Source organism: Pseudoxanthomonas sp., from assembly GCF_051953815.1.
In the GTDB taxonomy this organism is placed as follows: domain Bacteria; phylum Pseudomonadota; class Gammaproteobacteria; order Xanthomonadales; family Xanthomonadaceae; genus Pseudoxanthomonas_A.
In genome coordinates, this window is sequence record NZ_JBQCIJ010000036.1 from 115,996 (window position 1) to 131,947 (window position 15,952).

The window sequence follows — 15,952 nt, forward strand, 5'->3', positions numbered from 1 at the left end:
GGCTCAACGATAGATCCAATGGCGCGATACGAAGAAACTGACGACGGCCAGTGCAGCCTCCACCAGTGGCTTCACCAGCCAGGCGACCTCCAGGCTGGCGGCCCGGCCTACCTGTCCGACCGCCCAGGTGCTGATGCAAGTGAGCGCGACCCAGACAATCAGGAATCGCAGCAGCTGTTGCCGTCCCAGCGGACGTTCCGCGGAGAACGTGATCGTGCCGTTCAACCAGAAGCCGAACAAGGCGCCGGCGATCCGGCCACAGACATTCGCGATTTCCAATGACAGGCCCGCGCGGCTCAGTCCGACCGTGACCAGCCAGTCCAGGATCCACTGCAGGAATCCCATCACCAGAAACAGCCGGCTTTGCCGGGCCAGGGTCACGGCGCGGTCTCCGATGGAAGGATCCACCATTCCGTTTCCTCGACGACCATCTGTTGCCTGGCGCCAGAGGCCAACAGCGCCTTGCGCTGCGCGGCAGTGGTGGTCTTGCTGCGGGCGATCACGTCGCTGATGTTCTCGCGCCGCAGGAATGCAACCCAGCCTTGGCCGCTCGGATCCTGCTCGGCCACGGCTGCGGCGGTCGACAATAGAGGCGAATACCAGCTCACGGTGCGTCCACGGGTACCGAACTCGGCGAAGAACGCCTGCGAAGCATCGAGCACCAGTACGTTGCCGGCCGGACCACCCCGCTGGCGGATCTGATCCGCAAGCAGGCGCTCGGGCGCGTACTTCGCCAGCAATGGCGCATCCCGACCAGCCGCCTTGACGGTCTGCTTGATCGCACCATAGCGCAGGGTCCAGTGCCCATTGGCCTGGAACGCCAGATGCAGTACGCACAACCCGATCGCCAGCCGGCGCGCATCGCGGGCGTTGACCGTAAAAGCGGTCGTCACCAGCACGGCCGACAGCACCGCCAGACCGGGATAGGCGTAGCGGAGATACTGAAGCGGGATCAGCGGGAGCAGGAGTACGGTGGTGGCGGCGAGCGCGGCGGCGCGGGTGTTCCGGTGCAGCAGCGAAAGCAGCCACGGCCCCGCCAGGGCGATCAGCAGGAATCCGCCGCCGCCGTCATAGGCTTCGACGTAGCGATCCGTATCGAAGCTCATGTCCCAGAACAGACCCGGCCCGAATCCGGTCTGCCAGCGCGCGTCGAAAAAATTCGTGGAAGCGAAGTAGGGTGACTTGAACCAGGCATTGAACAGCGGCAGCACCGGATTGCCCGCCAGCACCTCGCCATACAGATAGCTCGAGCCGGCGACCGCCAGCCCTGAGACCATGACCAGCAGGATCCGCGGCACGGACGGCCAAGGATGACGAAACAACGCCCACAGCAACGGAATGGCGGCCATCGCGCCCGAGGTTGTCTTGATGGCCATCAGGCCGCCCGCCAGCACTGCCAGCGCCAGCCAGAACCGGAAACCGCCGTCACGCGGCCCCGCGACCAGCGCGAACAGCCAGACCAGGGTCGCGGCGGTGGGCAACTCGGTCTGCATGCCACCCACCAATGCGGTGGTCAGTGGCAGGCTGAGGGCGACGGCCATGGCAAGCCAGCGTGCGGCGGTGGAAGCGCCGAGACGGTCACTGAGGTGCCACAGTCCACTCGCGAGCACCAGCACCCAGAACGCATTGACCGGTCCTCGCGCTTCGGCACCGGCCATCAATTGCGGCAAGGCATGCACCACGTCGGACAGCCAGGGCGCCAGCGCCCACACCTGATACTGCGGCGCGGGCGCATAGAAGCCCTGCTCCTGCAATTGCCATGGCAATCGCAGGTGATAGGCCAGATCGTCGTACTGGAGCGTCGGCAGCCAGCAACCGGCGGCCGCCAGGCCGATGACGATGACGCAGAACGTGGCGAGGCCAGGCGAGGCGGCCACCACTTGGTTCCAGCCGATCCAGGTGGCCCGCAATGTCCGCAGGCCCGCGCGCCAGCGCCATGCCACCAGGCCCGCGCACAGCAGTAGATAGACCCAACCGCGATGCACCGGCAGCGGCAGCACCCAGCCCAGTACGCCCGCCAGCAACAGCACGCCCAACAACGCCTGCAACGCGGCGGGGCCTTGGGCGAGCAACAAGCCGCCCAGTGCGAGCGCCGTCAGCACCAGCAACGCGGTGGCCAGCACCGGCAGCGGGCCGGCGAACACGAGCAGCAGCAGCAGCCAGAACACCACCACGCCGGTGGCCTGCGGCAGGCGCGAGATACGTGCTGTCATCCAGGAGAAACCCCAGGCGACCAGGCCGAGTATCAGCAGATCATCCAGGCGACCGGAGGGCCATTGTTCCCACAGGCGATACCGCGCCAGGCCGATGACCACGGCCGCGGGACCCAACCAGATCAGGGCGCGCTCCACCCGTTGGACAACAGCTTGCATACATCCCTATACAGAACAAGGCGAGAGTTCGCCTATGCTATCAGTCCGCCCCGAAAATCCCGGCGGATTGCAAGGAGAGTCAGATGAGCCACCCCCTGCACGTCATCATCCTCGCCGCCGGCGAAGGCAAGCGCATGAAGTCGGCGCTGCCCAAGGTGCTGCAACCGATCGCCGGGCGACCGATGCTGGCGCATGTCATAGAGGCGGCGCGGACGCTGGCGCCGGCCGGCATCCACGTGGTGTACGGGCATGGCGGGGACCAGGTGCAGGCGGCCTTCGCCGACCAGGCGGATCTGCAATGGGCGCACCAGGCCCAGCAGCTCGGAACCGGACACGCGGTGGCCCAGGCGATGCCGCAGGTGCCCGACGCGGCGAGCGTGCTGGTGCTGTACGGCGATGTGCCGCTGACCCGCCCGGAAACCCTGCAGCGCCTGCTGGCGGCGTCGGGCCGGGTGGCCGTGCTGGTGGCCGAGCCGGAAGATCCCAGCGGCTACGGCCGCGTGCTGCGCGACGCCGAGGGCCGGGTCGCCGCCATCGTCGAACACAAGGATGCCAGCGACGAACAGCGTCGCATCCGCACCATCAATACCGGCATCATCGCCGCCGAATCGACCGCGCTGCGCCGCTGGTTGTCGGCGCTGTCCAACCACAACGCCCAGGGCGAGTACTACCTGACCGACATCTTCGCGTCGGCGGCGGGGGAATTCAGTCCGGCGGAAATGGTGCTGGTGGCCGATCCCATCGAGGCCGAAGGCGCCAATGATCCCTGGCAGCTCTCGCAGCTGGAGCGTGCCTACCAGCTGCGCGCGGCGCGCGCGCTGTGCACGCAGGGCGCCCGCGTGCTGGATCCGTCGCGCTTCGATCTGCGCGGCACCGTGAAGGTGGGGCGTGACGTCGAAATCGACGTGGACGTGATCCTGGAAGGCGAGGTCGAATTGGGCGACGGTGTGCGCATCGGCCCGTTCACCCGGCTCAAGGATGTCAAGCTGGGTGCCGGCACGCTGGTGCGCGCGCATTGCGATCTGGATGGCGTGATCTGCGGCGACGCCGCCCAGATCGGGCCCTATGCGCGCCTGCGCCCGGGGACCGTGCTGGCCGACGGCGTGCATGTCGGCAACTTCGTCGAGACCAAGAAGATCACCCTGGGCCTGGGCAGCAAGGCCAACCATCTGACCTACCTGGGCGATGCCGTGATCGGCGCCGGGGTCAACATCGGCGCCGGCACCATCACCTGCAACTACGATGGCGTCAACAAGTTCACCACCACCATCGAGGATGGCGTGTTCGTCGGCTCCAACTCGTCGCTGGTGGCGCCGGTGACCCTGGGCCGCAACGCCACCATCGGCGCCGGATCGGTGATCACCAAGCACGCGCCCGCCGATCAGCTCACCATCGCCCGCGGCCGCCAGATGAGCGTCGAAGGCTGGCAGCGTCCGAAGAAGAAGTCCTGAGGCGGGACGGAGCAGGGATCCCTGTCGGAGCGACGCGCGCTCAGATGGCCGGATTGTCCGGCAGCTGGATCGCCACGCACAGGCCGCCGCCTTCGCGATTATGCAGGGACAGGCGGCCGCCATGGGCCTCGACGATCTCGCGGGTCAGCGCCAGGCCCAGGCCGGTGCCGTTGCGCTTGGTGGAGTAGAACGGCACCAGCGCGTTCTGCAGCACCGCGTCGTTCATGCCGCTGCCGCGATCCATCACTTCCAGGCGGATCCAGTCGGGCAGGCGGGTGACCTTCATCGCCACGCCTTCCATGGCGGAACCGGATTCGTGCGCGTTCTTCAGCAGGTTCAGCAGCGCCTGCTCCAGCTGCGCCGGATCGATGCGGCTGCTGAGGTCATCGTCCGGCATCTCCAGCTGGAACGTGATCTGCCGGCGCAGGCCTTCCAGCCAGGTATTCCAGTGGATGGTCTGCAACTGCGGCTGCGGCAGCTTGGCGAAACGCGCGTAGCCGCGAATGAAGCCTTCCAGATGGCGGGCGCGCTCCTCGATGGTGGAGAAGATCTCCTCCAGCCGATCATGGCGCCCGCGCCGGGTCAGCTCGTTGCCCGAGTGCGCCAGCGAGGCGATGGGGGCGAGCGAATTGTTGAGCTCGTGGCTGATCACGCGGATGACCTTCTTCCAGGTCATCACTTCCTGCCGGCGCAGTTCGCTGGTCAGCAGGCGCAGCAGCAGCAGTTCGTGGCGGCGGCCATTCAGGCGGAAGTGGCGGCGCGCCAAGTGATAGACCTGCTCTTCTTCCTCATTGTCTTCCTGGGCCACCGCGAACAGGCTGTCACCGCCCCGTGCGAGCGCCTCGCGCATTTCCAGCGGGGCGTTTTCCAGCAGCATGTCGAAGTTCTGTCCTTCCAGCTTCCAGCCACCGTGCAGCAGCTTGCGCGCGGCGACATTGGCGAACACCACCCGGCGCACGCCGTCGCCACCGGAGGCCAGCAACAGCATGGCCACCGGCGTGTTCTGAACCATGGTGTCGAGCAGCAGCTCGCGCTGGACCAGGCTCTGGCGCTGTTCGCGCAGCACGTCGCCCAGCTCGCCGTGCGAGGCCACCAGCGCGCCCAGTTCGTCCGGGCTGTCCCAATGGATGCCGAAGTTGTATTCGCCATCGCGGTAGCTGTTCACGCTGCCGGACAACGCGCGGAACAACGAGTTCATCGGCGCCAGCGCACGCCGCACCGCCAGCATCACCAGCGGCAGCGCGATGAGCGCCGACAGCAGGAACGCCAGCCGCTCGTCGCTCAGCCAGCGATGCAGCAGCAGCGGCAGGCCGATGGCCACCGCCATCGAAGGCAGCAGCCATAGCAGCAGGCGACCGGCGAGCGAGCGGCGGATCATTCGCGTGGAATACCGTAGCGATCCATGCGGCGATACAGCGCCTGCCGGCTCAGGCCCAGCTCGGCCGCCGCCTGCGCGATCACGCCACCGGCCCGGCTCAGCGCGCTTTCCAGCGCCGCCTTGTCCGGCTCGTCCACCGGCGCGCTGCGTACCGGCGCGGCGCGCGGCAGATTGAGATCGTCGGCTTCGATGCGCGGTCCCTGCGCCAGCAGGCCGGCGCGCTGCATCACGTTGCGCAGTTCGCGCACGTTACCCGGCCAGCCGTGCCGCGCCAGCGCGGCGCGCGCCGATTCGGCGATGGGCTTGTCGGCGGGGCGGAAGTGTTCGGCCAGCGGCAGGATGTCGCCCGGGCGCTCGGCCAGCGGCGGCAGGCTCAGTTCGATCGCGTTGAGCCGGTAGTACAGATCCTCGCGGAAACTGCCTTCGCGGATCATGCCGGGCAGATCCGCGTTGGTCGCGCTGATCACCCGCACGGTGACCCGCCGTTCGCGGTTGGAGCCCAGGCGTTCGAAGCGGCCGGTTTCCAGCACGCGCAGCAGCTTCATCTGTCCCGCCAATGGCAGGTTGCCGATTTCATCGAGGAACAGGGTGCCGCCATCGGCCGCCTCGAACTTGCCCTCGCGCGCCTTGTTGGCGCCGGTGTAGGCGCCGGCCTCGGCGCCGAACAGTTCGGCCTCGATCAGCTCGGAAGGCAAGGCGCCGCAGTTGAGGGTCACGAACGGGCCGGACTTCACGCTGGAGTTGGCCTGGATGATCTCGGCGATCTTTTCCTTGCCGCTGCCGTTGGGACCGGTGATCAGCACCGGCAGATCCGAGCGCGCCACCTGGCAGGCCAGCGCGATCATGCGTTCGCTGGCCGGATCCTCGAATACGAATCCGCGCAGGTCGTAGCGGGAAGCCAGTTGTTCGCGGCTGCGGCGCTCGCGGCTGCGGCGGCGATCCAGTTCGCTGCGCGCTTCCGACAGTTCGATCAGGTTGTTGACGGTCGCCAGCAGCTTGCGGTCGTCCCACGGCTTGGCGATGTAGTCCACCGCGCCGGCCTTGATCAGGTTCACCGCCGCTTCCAGATGGGTCCACGCGGTCAGCAGGATCACCGGCAGGTCCGGGTGCTGCGCGCGGATTTCGGCGAACAATGCTTCGCCTTCCGCGCCCGAGGTGGTGTCGGCGGAGAAGTTCATGTCCTGGATCACCAGGTCCACCGGCTCCTGCCGCAGGGTGGCCAGGCCGGCCTCCGGCGACTCGGCGTGCAGGGTGGTGATGTCGTGCAGGGAAAACAGGACTTCCAGCGCGGTGCTGACGGCGCGGTTGTCGTCGATGACGAGGATGGTGGGCATGCCTATAGCCTAACCCAGGGTCTGCGCGTCACGCGCTCCGGTGCGACCCCGGCCGCGCGGCGCGCCGGCCAGGTGGCGGCCAACTGCGATGCCGCCAGAATCAGCAACGCGGCGCCGAGCAGCCACCATGGCGAGGCGGGTTCCGCGGTCCATGGCGCAGGCAGGCGATGGAACAGGCCGCGCGCGGCGAGGGTGCCCAGGCCGATGCCCGTCAGGGTGATGAGGAAATGTTCCCAGCGCACCGCCAACCGGATCTGCCGCGTAGTGGCGCCGACCGCGCGATGCAGGCTGATTCGCAACGCGCTCTGCTGCACCCACAGGTGGCCGGCCACCCCCAGGCTCAACAGGGTCAGCAGCCACCATCCGGTGGCACAGGCCAGTGTCGTCCACCGCCAGCGGTTTTCCGCATGCAGGGTCTGCAGGCGCATCTCATCCACGCGCAACGGCATGGCCACGGGGCGCTCGGGATGGCGCGCGACCAGCAACGCATGGACCCGACGCGCCACCGCGTCGCGTTGTCGCGGATCGGTGCGGATCAACAGGTAGGCCCAGGAAGCGTCGTCGGGCCGCAGCGGCAGCAGCATCGCCGCGCCGGGCGAGGCGTTGCCGAGGCTGCCCAGCGGAAGCGGCAGCCGTTCGACGACGCCGACGACGCGTATCGGGCGCGGCAGGCCCATGATCGGTCGTCCCACCGCGGATTGATCGGGATACAGCCGTTCGGCAAGCGCCTGCGTGATCAGGGCCGGCAGTTCGGTGTCGTTGCGGGCGCGGGGATCCATGATTTCCTCTTCCGTCGCGCTCAGGCCACGTCCGGCGCCCAGGCGCAGGCCCAGTGCGTCCGCCAGGGCCGGACCGCCCATGTATACGCTGGCGATGTGTTCCCGCCCGACCGGAAGGCGGGCGCCCACGGAGCCATTCCACGAATTGCGATCGTAGGGCACCTGGTTGGTGAGGGCGGCGGCCTGTACGCCCGGCAGATGCCGCAGGGCACGGATCAAGGCCGGCACGTCGACGGGGTCGCCCGCGCGCCCCATCGGAGGAACCACCAGCAACGCGGCTTCATCGAGACCGCTGGGGGCCTCCAATGCCCGCCGCCAGTTCGCCTGTGCCTGCCAGGCGAGATACAGGAGCAGGAAACCGATCGCGACTTCCAGCACCAGCAGCGCGGCCAGGCCGCGATGCCGGCACAGCAGCAGGAGCGGGAGTCGGCACAGGGAACGGAAGTTCATGGTTCACCCGGCGGAAGAAGACTCCCCGCCGGAAGGCGGGGAGTCGAGGGGGAAGTGAATCAGGCGCTGCGGGTCGCCACCGCCGGCGGCACTGATGCCGCGCGCAGGGCGGGGCCGAGCACCGATATCTGGCCCAGCAGCCACAGCAGCACCGCGCCCACCGGCAGGTAATACAGCGGCAGTCGCGCCAGTTCGTACTTGCCCATCAGCATCTGGTTGATGCCGTACGCCAGCGCCATGCCGATGACGATGCCCAGCGAGGCGAGCAGGAAGTTCTCGGTCTGGAAGTAGCGCAGGATCTGACTGCGGGTCGCGCCCAGCGCCCGGCGCACGCCGATCTGCTTGGAGCGCTGCTGCACCCAGAAGCTGGCCAGGCCGACGATGCCCAGCGCGGTCACGATCAGCAGGGCCACGCACACCGCCACCAGCAGCCACGCCATCGAGCGATCCTGGCGGTAGAAGTTCTGGCGCATTTCCTCCAGGGTTTCCTTCTCCAGGACGATGCGGTTGGGGCTGTTCTTCAGCAGCACGTCCTCGGCGGCCTTCAGCACTTCGGCGCGGCGGCCGGGTTCGGTGCGCAGCAGGTAGTGGCCGCCGATGTTGTAGTGCACCCGGATCGGGAAGATCATCGAGTACTCGTACGCGGTCGGGCCACCCTGGTCGCTGGGACGGACCAGATGGTCGACGATGCCGACGATCTTGATCGGCTCGTTGCCCCAGCTGTAGAACGTCTTGCCCAGCGCATCCTGGTCCGGGTACAGCGCCTGGGCCATGCTGCGGGTGATGATCGCCACCGGAATGCTGGCCGGGGTGTCGGGCTTGTTGATGGCCTCCCACTCCTGATATTCATCGCTGCTGAAATTGCGACCGGCAATCAGGTTCAGGCCCAGCGTGTCGATGAACTGGTCATCGGCCATGTACACCGTGGCATTGAGGTTCTGGTGGGTCTGATCCTGCTGCAGGCGAACGCCGCTGTTCCAGGAACTGTTGTTGAACGCGACCTGGTTGGTCGCCGAGGCGAACTTGACGCCGGGAATCGAGCGCAGTGAAGCCAGATCGGCCTTGGTCAGCGCTTCGGCGTTGTCGTCGCGGCCGATGCCGGCCAGCTGCACGCGCACGACTTCGTTCTCGGCCAGGCCGCTGACGCGGTCCATGCGTTCGATACGTCCGTTGATCAGGAACAGGGCGTTGCAGATGATCGCGCAGCTGAGCGCGATCTCGATGACGATCAGCGCGGCGGCGGTCTTGTGCCGGCGCAGTGCCGAGAAAATGGGGCGGATGTCCATGAGGTGTGCTCCGGGAAGTTGCCGGACCGGCCGAGGGATACGCGGGAGAGAGAGCTACCGCGACTCCATCGACCGGCACGGCCGCAGGATCATTGGGATTTGAGCTGGATGGCCGGGGTCACCTGGCAGGCGCGCCAAGCGGGCAGCAGACCCGCCAGCACGCTGGCCAGGATCGCCAGACCGAAGGTCGTCAGCAGCATCACCGGATTCAGATGCGCCAGTTCGGCGTAACTGGCCGGCTGCTGGCGCACCGCCCACAGGCCCAGCAGGGCAAGTCCCAGTCCGAGCACCCCACCGGCCAGGCCGATGGTGCCGGCCTCCACCAGCGCCTGGGTGAAGATCGCTCCCTTGGAGGCGCCCAGGGCGCGGCGCACGCCGATTTCGCTGGAGCGGCGCATGAACTTGGCCAGCAACAGGCCCACCGTGTTGATCAGGCACACCAGCAGGAAACCGAACGCCAGCCAGGTCTGCAGGCGCACGTCGTTGGGCACCACCCGCTTGTAGTCCAGCCACTCCATCACGTTGCGCAGGCGCACGTTGGTCGGGCGCTCGAAGCGGCCGGAACGACGCTGCTGATCGGAGTAGTTCACCAGGTATTGCCGATAGGCATCCACCTTCTCCGGCGAATCCAGCTGCACCCAGTACTGCATCCACACGCACGGCGCGTTGACGCCGGTCTCGTCGCCGTTGCTGTCGCCCCAGCAGTCCATCGAGCCATTGCGTCCCATCTTCAGGTTCACGGCGGTCGAGAACGGCAGGAACGCCTGTTCCAGTTCGCCGTAGCGATCGCTGTTCATGTCGTAGAAACGCGGGGTGGGGCGCCATTCCTTCAGCACGCCGATCACGCGGAATTCGTGTTGATCGATGCGGATGGACTTGCCCACGCTGTTGCCGCCGTCAAACAGCTTGTCGTTGAGTTTCTTGGAAATCACCGCCACCCGGGCCTGGGCGTCATCCTCCTTGGCGGTCCAGCCATTGCCGTGATCGAACGGAGCGTCGAACATCGCGAAGAAATCGGCCGAGGTGTAGCGGGCGTCCACCACGAACGGCGACAGGCCCTGCTTTTCCGGCTCGATGCTGATGCCGCCGCCGGTCATCAACGCCTGGCGGTCGCCTTTCTTCTCGCGCAGCAGCGCTTCGGCATCGAAACGGGTCACCTGCTCCGCCGGCTCCTCGCCGGCGACGTAGCCGTCCTTGCCCTGCGGATCCATCTGCGGATAGAACAGGGTGTGGCTGCGGCCGGGCATCGGGTCGCCGGACAGGATGTAAAACACGGTCAGGGTGGTCATGCTGGCGCCGATGCCCAGCGCGATGGCCAGGATCATCAGCGCGGTCAGCACCTTGTTGCGCTTGAAGCTGCGCAGGGCCAACTGGAAGTAGTAACCGAACATGGTCAGCTCCTCAGGCCTGGGCGGGAGCGAGGTTGACGTCCAGGCCCACCGTGGAAATCAGTCGCGGTTCGGTGGTCAGGTCGGTGGCGGCGCCATCGACGATGTGCACGTTGCGCTGCGCGCGCGCGGCCAGTTCCGGATCGTGGGTGACCATGATGATGGTGGTGCCCTGGCTGTTGATTTCCTCCAGCAGCTCCATCACGCCGCGCGCCATCTGCGAGTCCAGGTTGCCGGTCGGTTCGTCGGCCAGCAGGATCTTCGGCGTGCCGGCCAGGGCGCGCGCGATCGCCGCGCGCTGCTGCTGGCCGCCGGACAGCTCGGACGGGTAATGCTTCATGCGCGAGCCCAGGCCGACCCGGGTCAGCGCGTCCTCGATGCGCTGCTTGCGCTCGGCGGCGCTCATGCCGCGGTAGCGCAGCGGCACGTCGACGTTGTCGAACAGGTTCAGATCCGGAATCAGGTTGAAGCTCTGGAAGATGAAGCCGATCTTCTGGTTGCGCAGCTTGCTGCGCGCGTCATCCGACAGCCCGCTCACGTCCTGGCCGTCCAGGGTGTAGGTGCCGCCGGTGAAGGTCTCCAGCAGGCCGGCGATATTGAGGAAGGTGGTCTTGCCCGAGCCCGACGGACCGGTCACCGCCACGAATTCGCCATCGCGGACGTGCAGGTCGAGGGAGCGCAGCGCGTGCGTCTCCACCTGGGAAGTGCGGTAGACCTTGGAAACCGAACGCATCTCGAGCATGGCGAAGTCCTTCTGGTGTGTGCGAAGCATGGAAGTCTGGATACGGGGAACGGCGAGTACGGAAAAACGGGAATTCGGGAAAATCGATTCGGGAAATCAGTTGATGGAGACCCGCTCGGCGTCGCCGAACTGGTCGCTGCCGGAAACCACCACCTTGTCGCCCGGCTGCAGGCCACTGACGACCTCCACCGCGCTCAGGCTGCTCACGCCCAACTGCACCGGCCGGCGCACCGCCGAGTTGCCGTCCATCACATAGGCGTAGCGGCCGCCGGACTGTTCGACGAACGGACCGCGCTCGACCATCAGCACGTTGCGGCGCGTGTCCATCAGGATGCGCGCGCTCATGCGCTGGCTCTGGCGCAGGCCCGGCGGCTGCTTGTCGCTGAAACGGATGCGCGCGTTGACCTCGCCGTTCACCACTTCCGGCGACACCGCCGAAATCTCGCCGGGGAACGGTTGGCCGTTGCTGGTCAGCTGGGCGGGCATGCCGATCGCCAGATCGCGGGCGAAGCTTTCCGGCACCTTGATCTCCACTTCGAACTTGGACAGATCCACCACGCTCATCACCGGCGCGTTGATCGCCACATTGGAACGCTGCACCGCCTGCACCTGGCCGACCTGGCCATCGAACGGCGAGCGCAGGGTCAGCGCGTCGACCTGGCGCTGCACCTCGGCCACGATGGAGCGCTGGCGTTCGGCCATCAGCTGCTTGTTGCGCGCATCCAGGCTGGCGCCCTGGCCCTGCAGGTTGACGTCCTTGCGGGCGTGCTCCATCGCGATCTCGGTCTTGCGCAGGTCGTCCTTGGCCTTGGCCACGTCGATCTGCGGCACCGCGCCGCCGTCGAAGCCGCGCTCGTAGCGTTCCAGGTCGCGCTTGGCGGCCTGGCGGTCGATCTCGGCCTGATCCATCGCCTTCTGCGCGTTGGCCCGGGTCACCGCCGCGTCCAGGGTGGCGCGGCTGGCCTCGGCTTCCAGGCCGGCCAGCGCCGCCTGCTCCTGCGCCAGCTTGCTGCGCAGCTCAGGACTGTCGATTTCGGCCAGCACCTGGCCCTTGGTCACCTTGTCGCCGGCCACCACCTTCAGCGTCACCACGCCGCCGGCGATGGCGTACAGGGTGGGGCTGTTGGAGGCGATGAGCCGGCCGTCGGCGGAGATGTCGCGCACCAGATCACCGCGCTTGACCTCGGCGATGCGCACCCGCGCGCCGTCGAAGGATCGGCTGCCGCCCACCCAGCCGCGCACGGCGAACACGATGACCAGCAACAGGGCCAGGGCGCCGGCGGCGGGCAGCAGCCAGCGCTTCCAGTTCGGCGCGGCGGTCGCGGCGGGGCCGGCACTCAGGGGGCGGTCTTGCGCGGAGGTGTCCCGAATCATCGATGGCATGCGTTTATTGGGAAGACGCCCCATCAATGCAGAATGCGTGCCAAACGCAACTAATTGATTCAAAAGGGGGATGAGGGCGTCGGACGAGTGTCCGGGTGTCCGCGGACATCGGCGCGGACACTGTCCGTTCTGTCCACCCCCATTACAATCGGGACTCGTTTTGACTCAGGTGGACAAAACTCTATGTGCGGGATTGTGGGAGCGATCGCCGATCGCGACGTGGTACCGGTACTCATCGAAGGACTGAAGCGGCTGGAATACCGCGGCTACGACTCCGCCGGCATCGCCGTGGTCGAGCAGAAGGACGTGCGCCGGGTGCGCCGCACCGGCCGGGTGTCGGAGATGGAGAACGCCGCCGCCGCCGAAGGCTTCAACGCCAACCTGGGCATCGGCCACACCCGCTGGGCCACCCACGGCGGCGTCACCGAGGCCAACGCCCACCCGCACATCAGCCACGGCGTGGCGCTGGTGCACAACGGCATCATCGAGAACCACGAGGAACAGCGCGAGAAGCTGCGCGCGCTGGGCTACGAATTCGAGTCGCAGACCGACACCGAAGTCATCGCCCACCTGATGCACCACCACCTCAAGGGCGGTGACGATCTGCTCACCGCGCTGCAACGCACTGTCAAGGAACTCACCGGCGCCTACGCGCTGGCCGTGGTCAGCCGCAAGGAACCCGAGCGCATGGTCTGCGCCCGCATGGGCTGCCCGCTGTTGATCGGCCTGGGCGAGGGCGAGAACTTCATCGCCTCGGACGTGTCGGCCATCATCCAGGCCACCCGCCAGGTGATCTTCCTGGAAGAAGGCGACACCGCCGAGGTCACCCGCCAGGCCGTGCATGTGTTCGACGGCAACGACCAGCCGGTCGAGCGCGACGTGCATGTCTCCGACGTGTCGCTGGCCTCGCTGGAGCTGGGCCCGTACCGCCACTTCATGCAGAAGGAAATCCACGAGCAGCCGCGCGCCATCGCCGACACCATCGAGGCGGTCATCGACGGCGGCTTCCTGCCCACCCTGTTCGGCGCCAACGCCGAAGCGGTGCTGAAGGACATCGAGGGCGTGCAGATCCTCGCCTGCGGCACCAGCTACTACGCCGGCATGACCGCGCGTTACTGGATCGAAGCCATCGCCGGCCTGCCGTGCAGCGTGGAAATCGCCAGCGAGTACCGCTACCGCGCCGCCTACGCCAATCCGAAGCACCTCATCGTCACCATCTCCCAGTCCGGCGAAACCCTGGACACCATGGAGGCGCTGAAGTACGCCAAGTCGCTGGGGCACAAGCACAGCCTGTCCATCTGCAACGTGCCCGAGAGCGCCATCCCGCGCGCCAGCGAACTGGTCTGCTACACCCGCGCCGGCGCCGAAATCGGCGTGGCCTCCACCAAGGCCTTCACCACCCAGCTGGCCGCGCTGTTCCAGCTCACCGTGGTGCTGGGCAAGCTGCACGGCAAGGTCACCCCGGAGCAGGAGGCCGACTACCTGGAACAGCTGCGCCATCTGCCGGGCAGCGTGCAGTACGCGCTCAACCTGGAACCGCAGATCGCCGCCTGGGCCGAACGCTTCGCGCCCAAGTCCGACGCGCTGTTCCTCGGTCGCGGCCTGCATTACCCGATCGCCCTGGAAGGCGCGCTCAAGCTCAAGGAAATCTCCTACATCCACGCCGAGGCCTACCCGGCCGGCGAACTCAAGCACGGCCCGCTGGCACTGGTGGACGCCGACATGCCCGTCGTCGTAATCGCCCCCAACGACGCCCTGCTGGAGAAAGTGAAGTCCAACATGCAGGAAGTCCGCGCCCGCGGCGGGGAACTGTTCGTGTTCGCCGACCAGGACAGCAACTTCACCGAGTCCGAAGGCGTGCACGTCATCCGCACCCCGCGCCACACCGGCGTCCTCAGCCCGGTGGTCCACACCATCCCGGTCCAGCTGCTGGCGTACCACACCGCGCTGGCGCGAGGGACGGACGTGGACAAGCCACGCAACCTGGCGAAATCGGTGACGGTGGAATAATCAACACAAGGGCCGCGAAAGCGGCCCTTGTGCTTTACCGGATACCTGAATCGCGCGATTCTTCGATGGTGGACGATGAACGGCCGGGTGGATTCGGGCAATGATGCGGATGTTCAGGATTTTCCCTTTGCTGATGCTATGGACGGGGGCTGGCGTGTTCCTTTGGGTCATGGGGCAACCGGTACGTGTGGGCCTGTTCCTGGCCGGCGTGACGATATTGGCCGTGGCTCCCAGCAGAATTCTGGAACGCGCCAGGACACGTGCGGATAAACCGAGCGCGCTGACCCTGACGTTCGATGATCTGGCGATTCTGCATCGCAGGGATTGGCTGCAACTCGTCCCCTGGTTTTTGCTGGGAGGCGGACTGTTTTTTTCTTCGGTATTCGTCGCCTTGTGATGGCACGCATTCCAACCAGGAGGGCAGCTCACACGATGGAACGCCGCGATCGATACCTGATGCTGGCCGAAGCACTCAAGCGCCTGCAGAAGTCGTCTCCCGTGGAGAAGCTTCAGCTGGATGGCTGGTATGAGAGTTCGCGAAAGTTCACCGCATGGAAGGATGCGGAATTTCCGCATATTCCGTTGCCTTCCCTGGTCATGTTCTATCTGCATGATGCGGATATCAGAGTCAAGGACGAGGACTATCGCAAAGATCAGGAAGCAGCCCTGAGCGATCTCATTGCCATGATGGAGAAGGGAGTGATGCCAGCGTATTCCCGAAAGGGCATCACGTTCCATCCGCGATGGTTAGGGGTTGCGGGATTGGTTGCGCTCGCTTTTGCGCTGTACTGGATCTTCGTTGTTGCCGGGTAGTCGAGATATTGATCAAGAACACGGCTAGTTCAGCCACCTGAGATGGAATCCCGATCGCCACGGGAGAAGCCGGCGGCTGCTGCCGACGGGGCGAGCCATCGCTTGGGCTCCCGTCCTTCAGCAGGAACGAGGCGTGAGTTTGTTTTTGCGTCTATGGCTGGACAACCCAGTGATGATTGTTTCCGAGGAACGCAAGACGGTAAGCACAGAAATGAAGGGAAGCGATGATCGCGATGACGAAAGAACTGGCTCGACTCCGGGTGGAAGCAGAAATCGGTGCATCGGGCTGCGGGCTTCCGGAGGGGGATTCCTGGATGATCCTGGACGAACTGACGATAGACCGTGCCTGGGGCTGGGTCTTTTTCTACACTTCGAGAACATGGCACGAGACGGGTGATTTCAGATATGCCGTTGCGGGAAACGCTCCCATTCTGGTGGAGCGGGAGACGGGATTGTTGTGGATAACGGGAACGGCGCGACCGATAGAGGAATACATCGAGACGTACGAACGAACCGGCGATCCGCACGGTGAACATCTCGCCATTGTGTCGATCGAAGGACGGTGA

Annotated in this window: 14 protein-coding genes; 5 read left to right on the top strand and 9 right to left on the bottom strand. The window is 66.3% G+C overall.

Going from position 1 to position 15,952, the window contains the following annotated elements; translation table 11 throughout:
* Positions 1-3: 3 nt before the first annotated feature.
* Positions 4-381, bottom strand: coding sequence for a GtrA family protein (locus ACTHN1_RS09870; RefSeq protein ID WP_440470773.1), 378 nt, complete (start codon positions 379-381; stop codon positions 4-6).
* Positions 378-2,372: a hypothetical protein gene (locus ACTHN1_RS09875; protein ID WP_440470774.1), complete on the bottom strand. Its 1,995-nt coding sequence runs from the start codon at positions 2,370-2,372 to the stop codon at positions 378-380. Before ACTHN1_RS09875 ends, ACTHN1_RS09870 begins: the two co-directional genes overlap by 4 nt.
* Before the next feature lie 83 nt (positions 2,373-2,455).
* Between ACTHN1_RS09875 and glmU the strand changes: the two genes are divergently transcribed.
* Complete coding sequence (gene glmU, locus ACTHN1_RS09880) at positions 2,456-3,823, top strand: bifunctional UDP-N-acetylglucosamine diphosphorylase/glucosamine-1-phosphate N-acetyltransferase GlmU (RefSeq protein ID WP_440470775.1); 1,368 nt, start codon at positions 2,456-2,458, stop codon at positions 3,821-3,823.
* A 40-nt stretch (positions 3,824-3,863) separates the two neighbouring features.
* Here glmU and ACTHN1_RS09885 read toward each other — a convergent pair whose 3' ends face one another.
* The 7 genes from ACTHN1_RS09885 to ACTHN1_RS09915 all read right to left on the bottom strand — a co-directional run bounded on the left by ACTHN1_RS09885 (position 3,864) and on the right by ACTHN1_RS09915 (position 12,554).
* Complete coding sequence (locus tag ACTHN1_RS09885) at positions 3,864-5,201, bottom strand: sensor histidine kinase (protein WP_440470776.1); 1,338 nt, start codon at positions 5,199-5,201, stop codon at positions 3,864-3,866.
* Positions 5,198-6,535 carry a sigma-54-dependent transcriptional regulator gene (locus ACTHN1_RS09890; protein ID WP_440470777.1) on the bottom strand — a complete coding sequence of 446 codons (1,338 nt, stop codon included), beginning with the start codon at positions 6,533-6,535 and terminating at the stop codon, positions 5,198-5,200. The genes ACTHN1_RS09885 and ACTHN1_RS09890 overlap by 4 nt, the downstream gene beginning before the upstream one ends.
* 2 nt (positions 6,536-6,537) lie before the next feature.
* On the bottom strand, positions 6,538-7,764 hold the full coding sequence (locus ACTHN1_RS09895) for an FtsX-like permease family protein (RefSeq protein ID WP_440470778.1): 1,227 nt from the start codon (positions 7,762-7,764) through the stop codon (positions 6,538-6,540).
* A gap of 59 nt (positions 7,765-7,823) precedes the next feature.
* A complete protein-coding gene (locus ACTHN1_RS09900) occupies positions 7,824-9,050 on the bottom strand; it encodes an ABC transporter permease (RefSeq protein WP_440470779.1) in 1,227 nt (408 codons plus the stop codon).
* A gap of 89 nt (positions 9,051-9,139) precedes the next feature.
* Positions 9,140-10,441, bottom strand: coding sequence for an ABC transporter permease (locus ACTHN1_RS09905; protein WP_440470780.1), 1,302 nt, complete (start codon positions 10,439-10,441; stop codon positions 9,140-9,142).
* Between the two features lie 10 nt (positions 10,442-10,451).
* The gene (locus ACTHN1_RS09910; protein ID WP_295376546.1) at positions 10,452-11,180 is read right to left on the bottom strand and encodes an ABC transporter ATP-binding protein; all 729 of its coding nucleotides are present in this window, start codon (positions 11,178-11,180) and stop codon (positions 10,452-10,454) included.
* Between the two features lie 96 nt (positions 11,181-11,276).
* Positions 11,277-12,554, bottom strand: coding sequence for an efflux RND transporter periplasmic adaptor subunit (locus tag ACTHN1_RS09915; RefSeq protein ID WP_440470898.1), 1,278 nt, complete (start codon positions 12,552-12,554; stop codon positions 11,277-11,279).
* A gap of 192 nt (positions 12,555-12,746) precedes the next feature.
* Between ACTHN1_RS09915 and glmS the strand changes: the two genes are divergently transcribed.
* The 4 genes from glmS (at position 12,747) to ACTHN1_RS09935 (ending at position 15,952) form a co-directional block, all read left to right on the top strand.
* A complete protein-coding gene (gene glmS / locus ACTHN1_RS09920) occupies positions 12,747-14,573 on the top strand; it encodes a glutamine--fructose-6-phosphate transaminase (isomerizing) (protein ID WP_440470781.1) in 1,827 nt (608 codons plus the stop codon).
* A gap of 100 nt (positions 14,574-14,673) precedes the next feature.
* Positions 14,674-14,970, top strand: a complete 297-nt coding sequence (locus ACTHN1_RS09925) for a hypothetical protein (RefSeq protein WP_440470782.1) — start codon at positions 14,674-14,676, stop codon at positions 14,968-14,970.
* Between the two features lie 35 nt (positions 14,971-15,005).
* Positions 15,006-15,386: a hypothetical protein gene (locus tag ACTHN1_RS09930; protein ID WP_440470783.1), complete on the top strand. Its 381-nt coding sequence runs from the start codon at positions 15,006-15,008 to the stop codon at positions 15,384-15,386.
* 233 nt (positions 15,387-15,619) lie between these two features.
* Positions 15,620-15,952, top strand: a complete 333-nt coding sequence (locus ACTHN1_RS09935) for a YrhB domain-containing protein (RefSeq protein ID WP_440470784.1) — start codon at positions 15,620-15,622, stop codon at positions 15,950-15,952.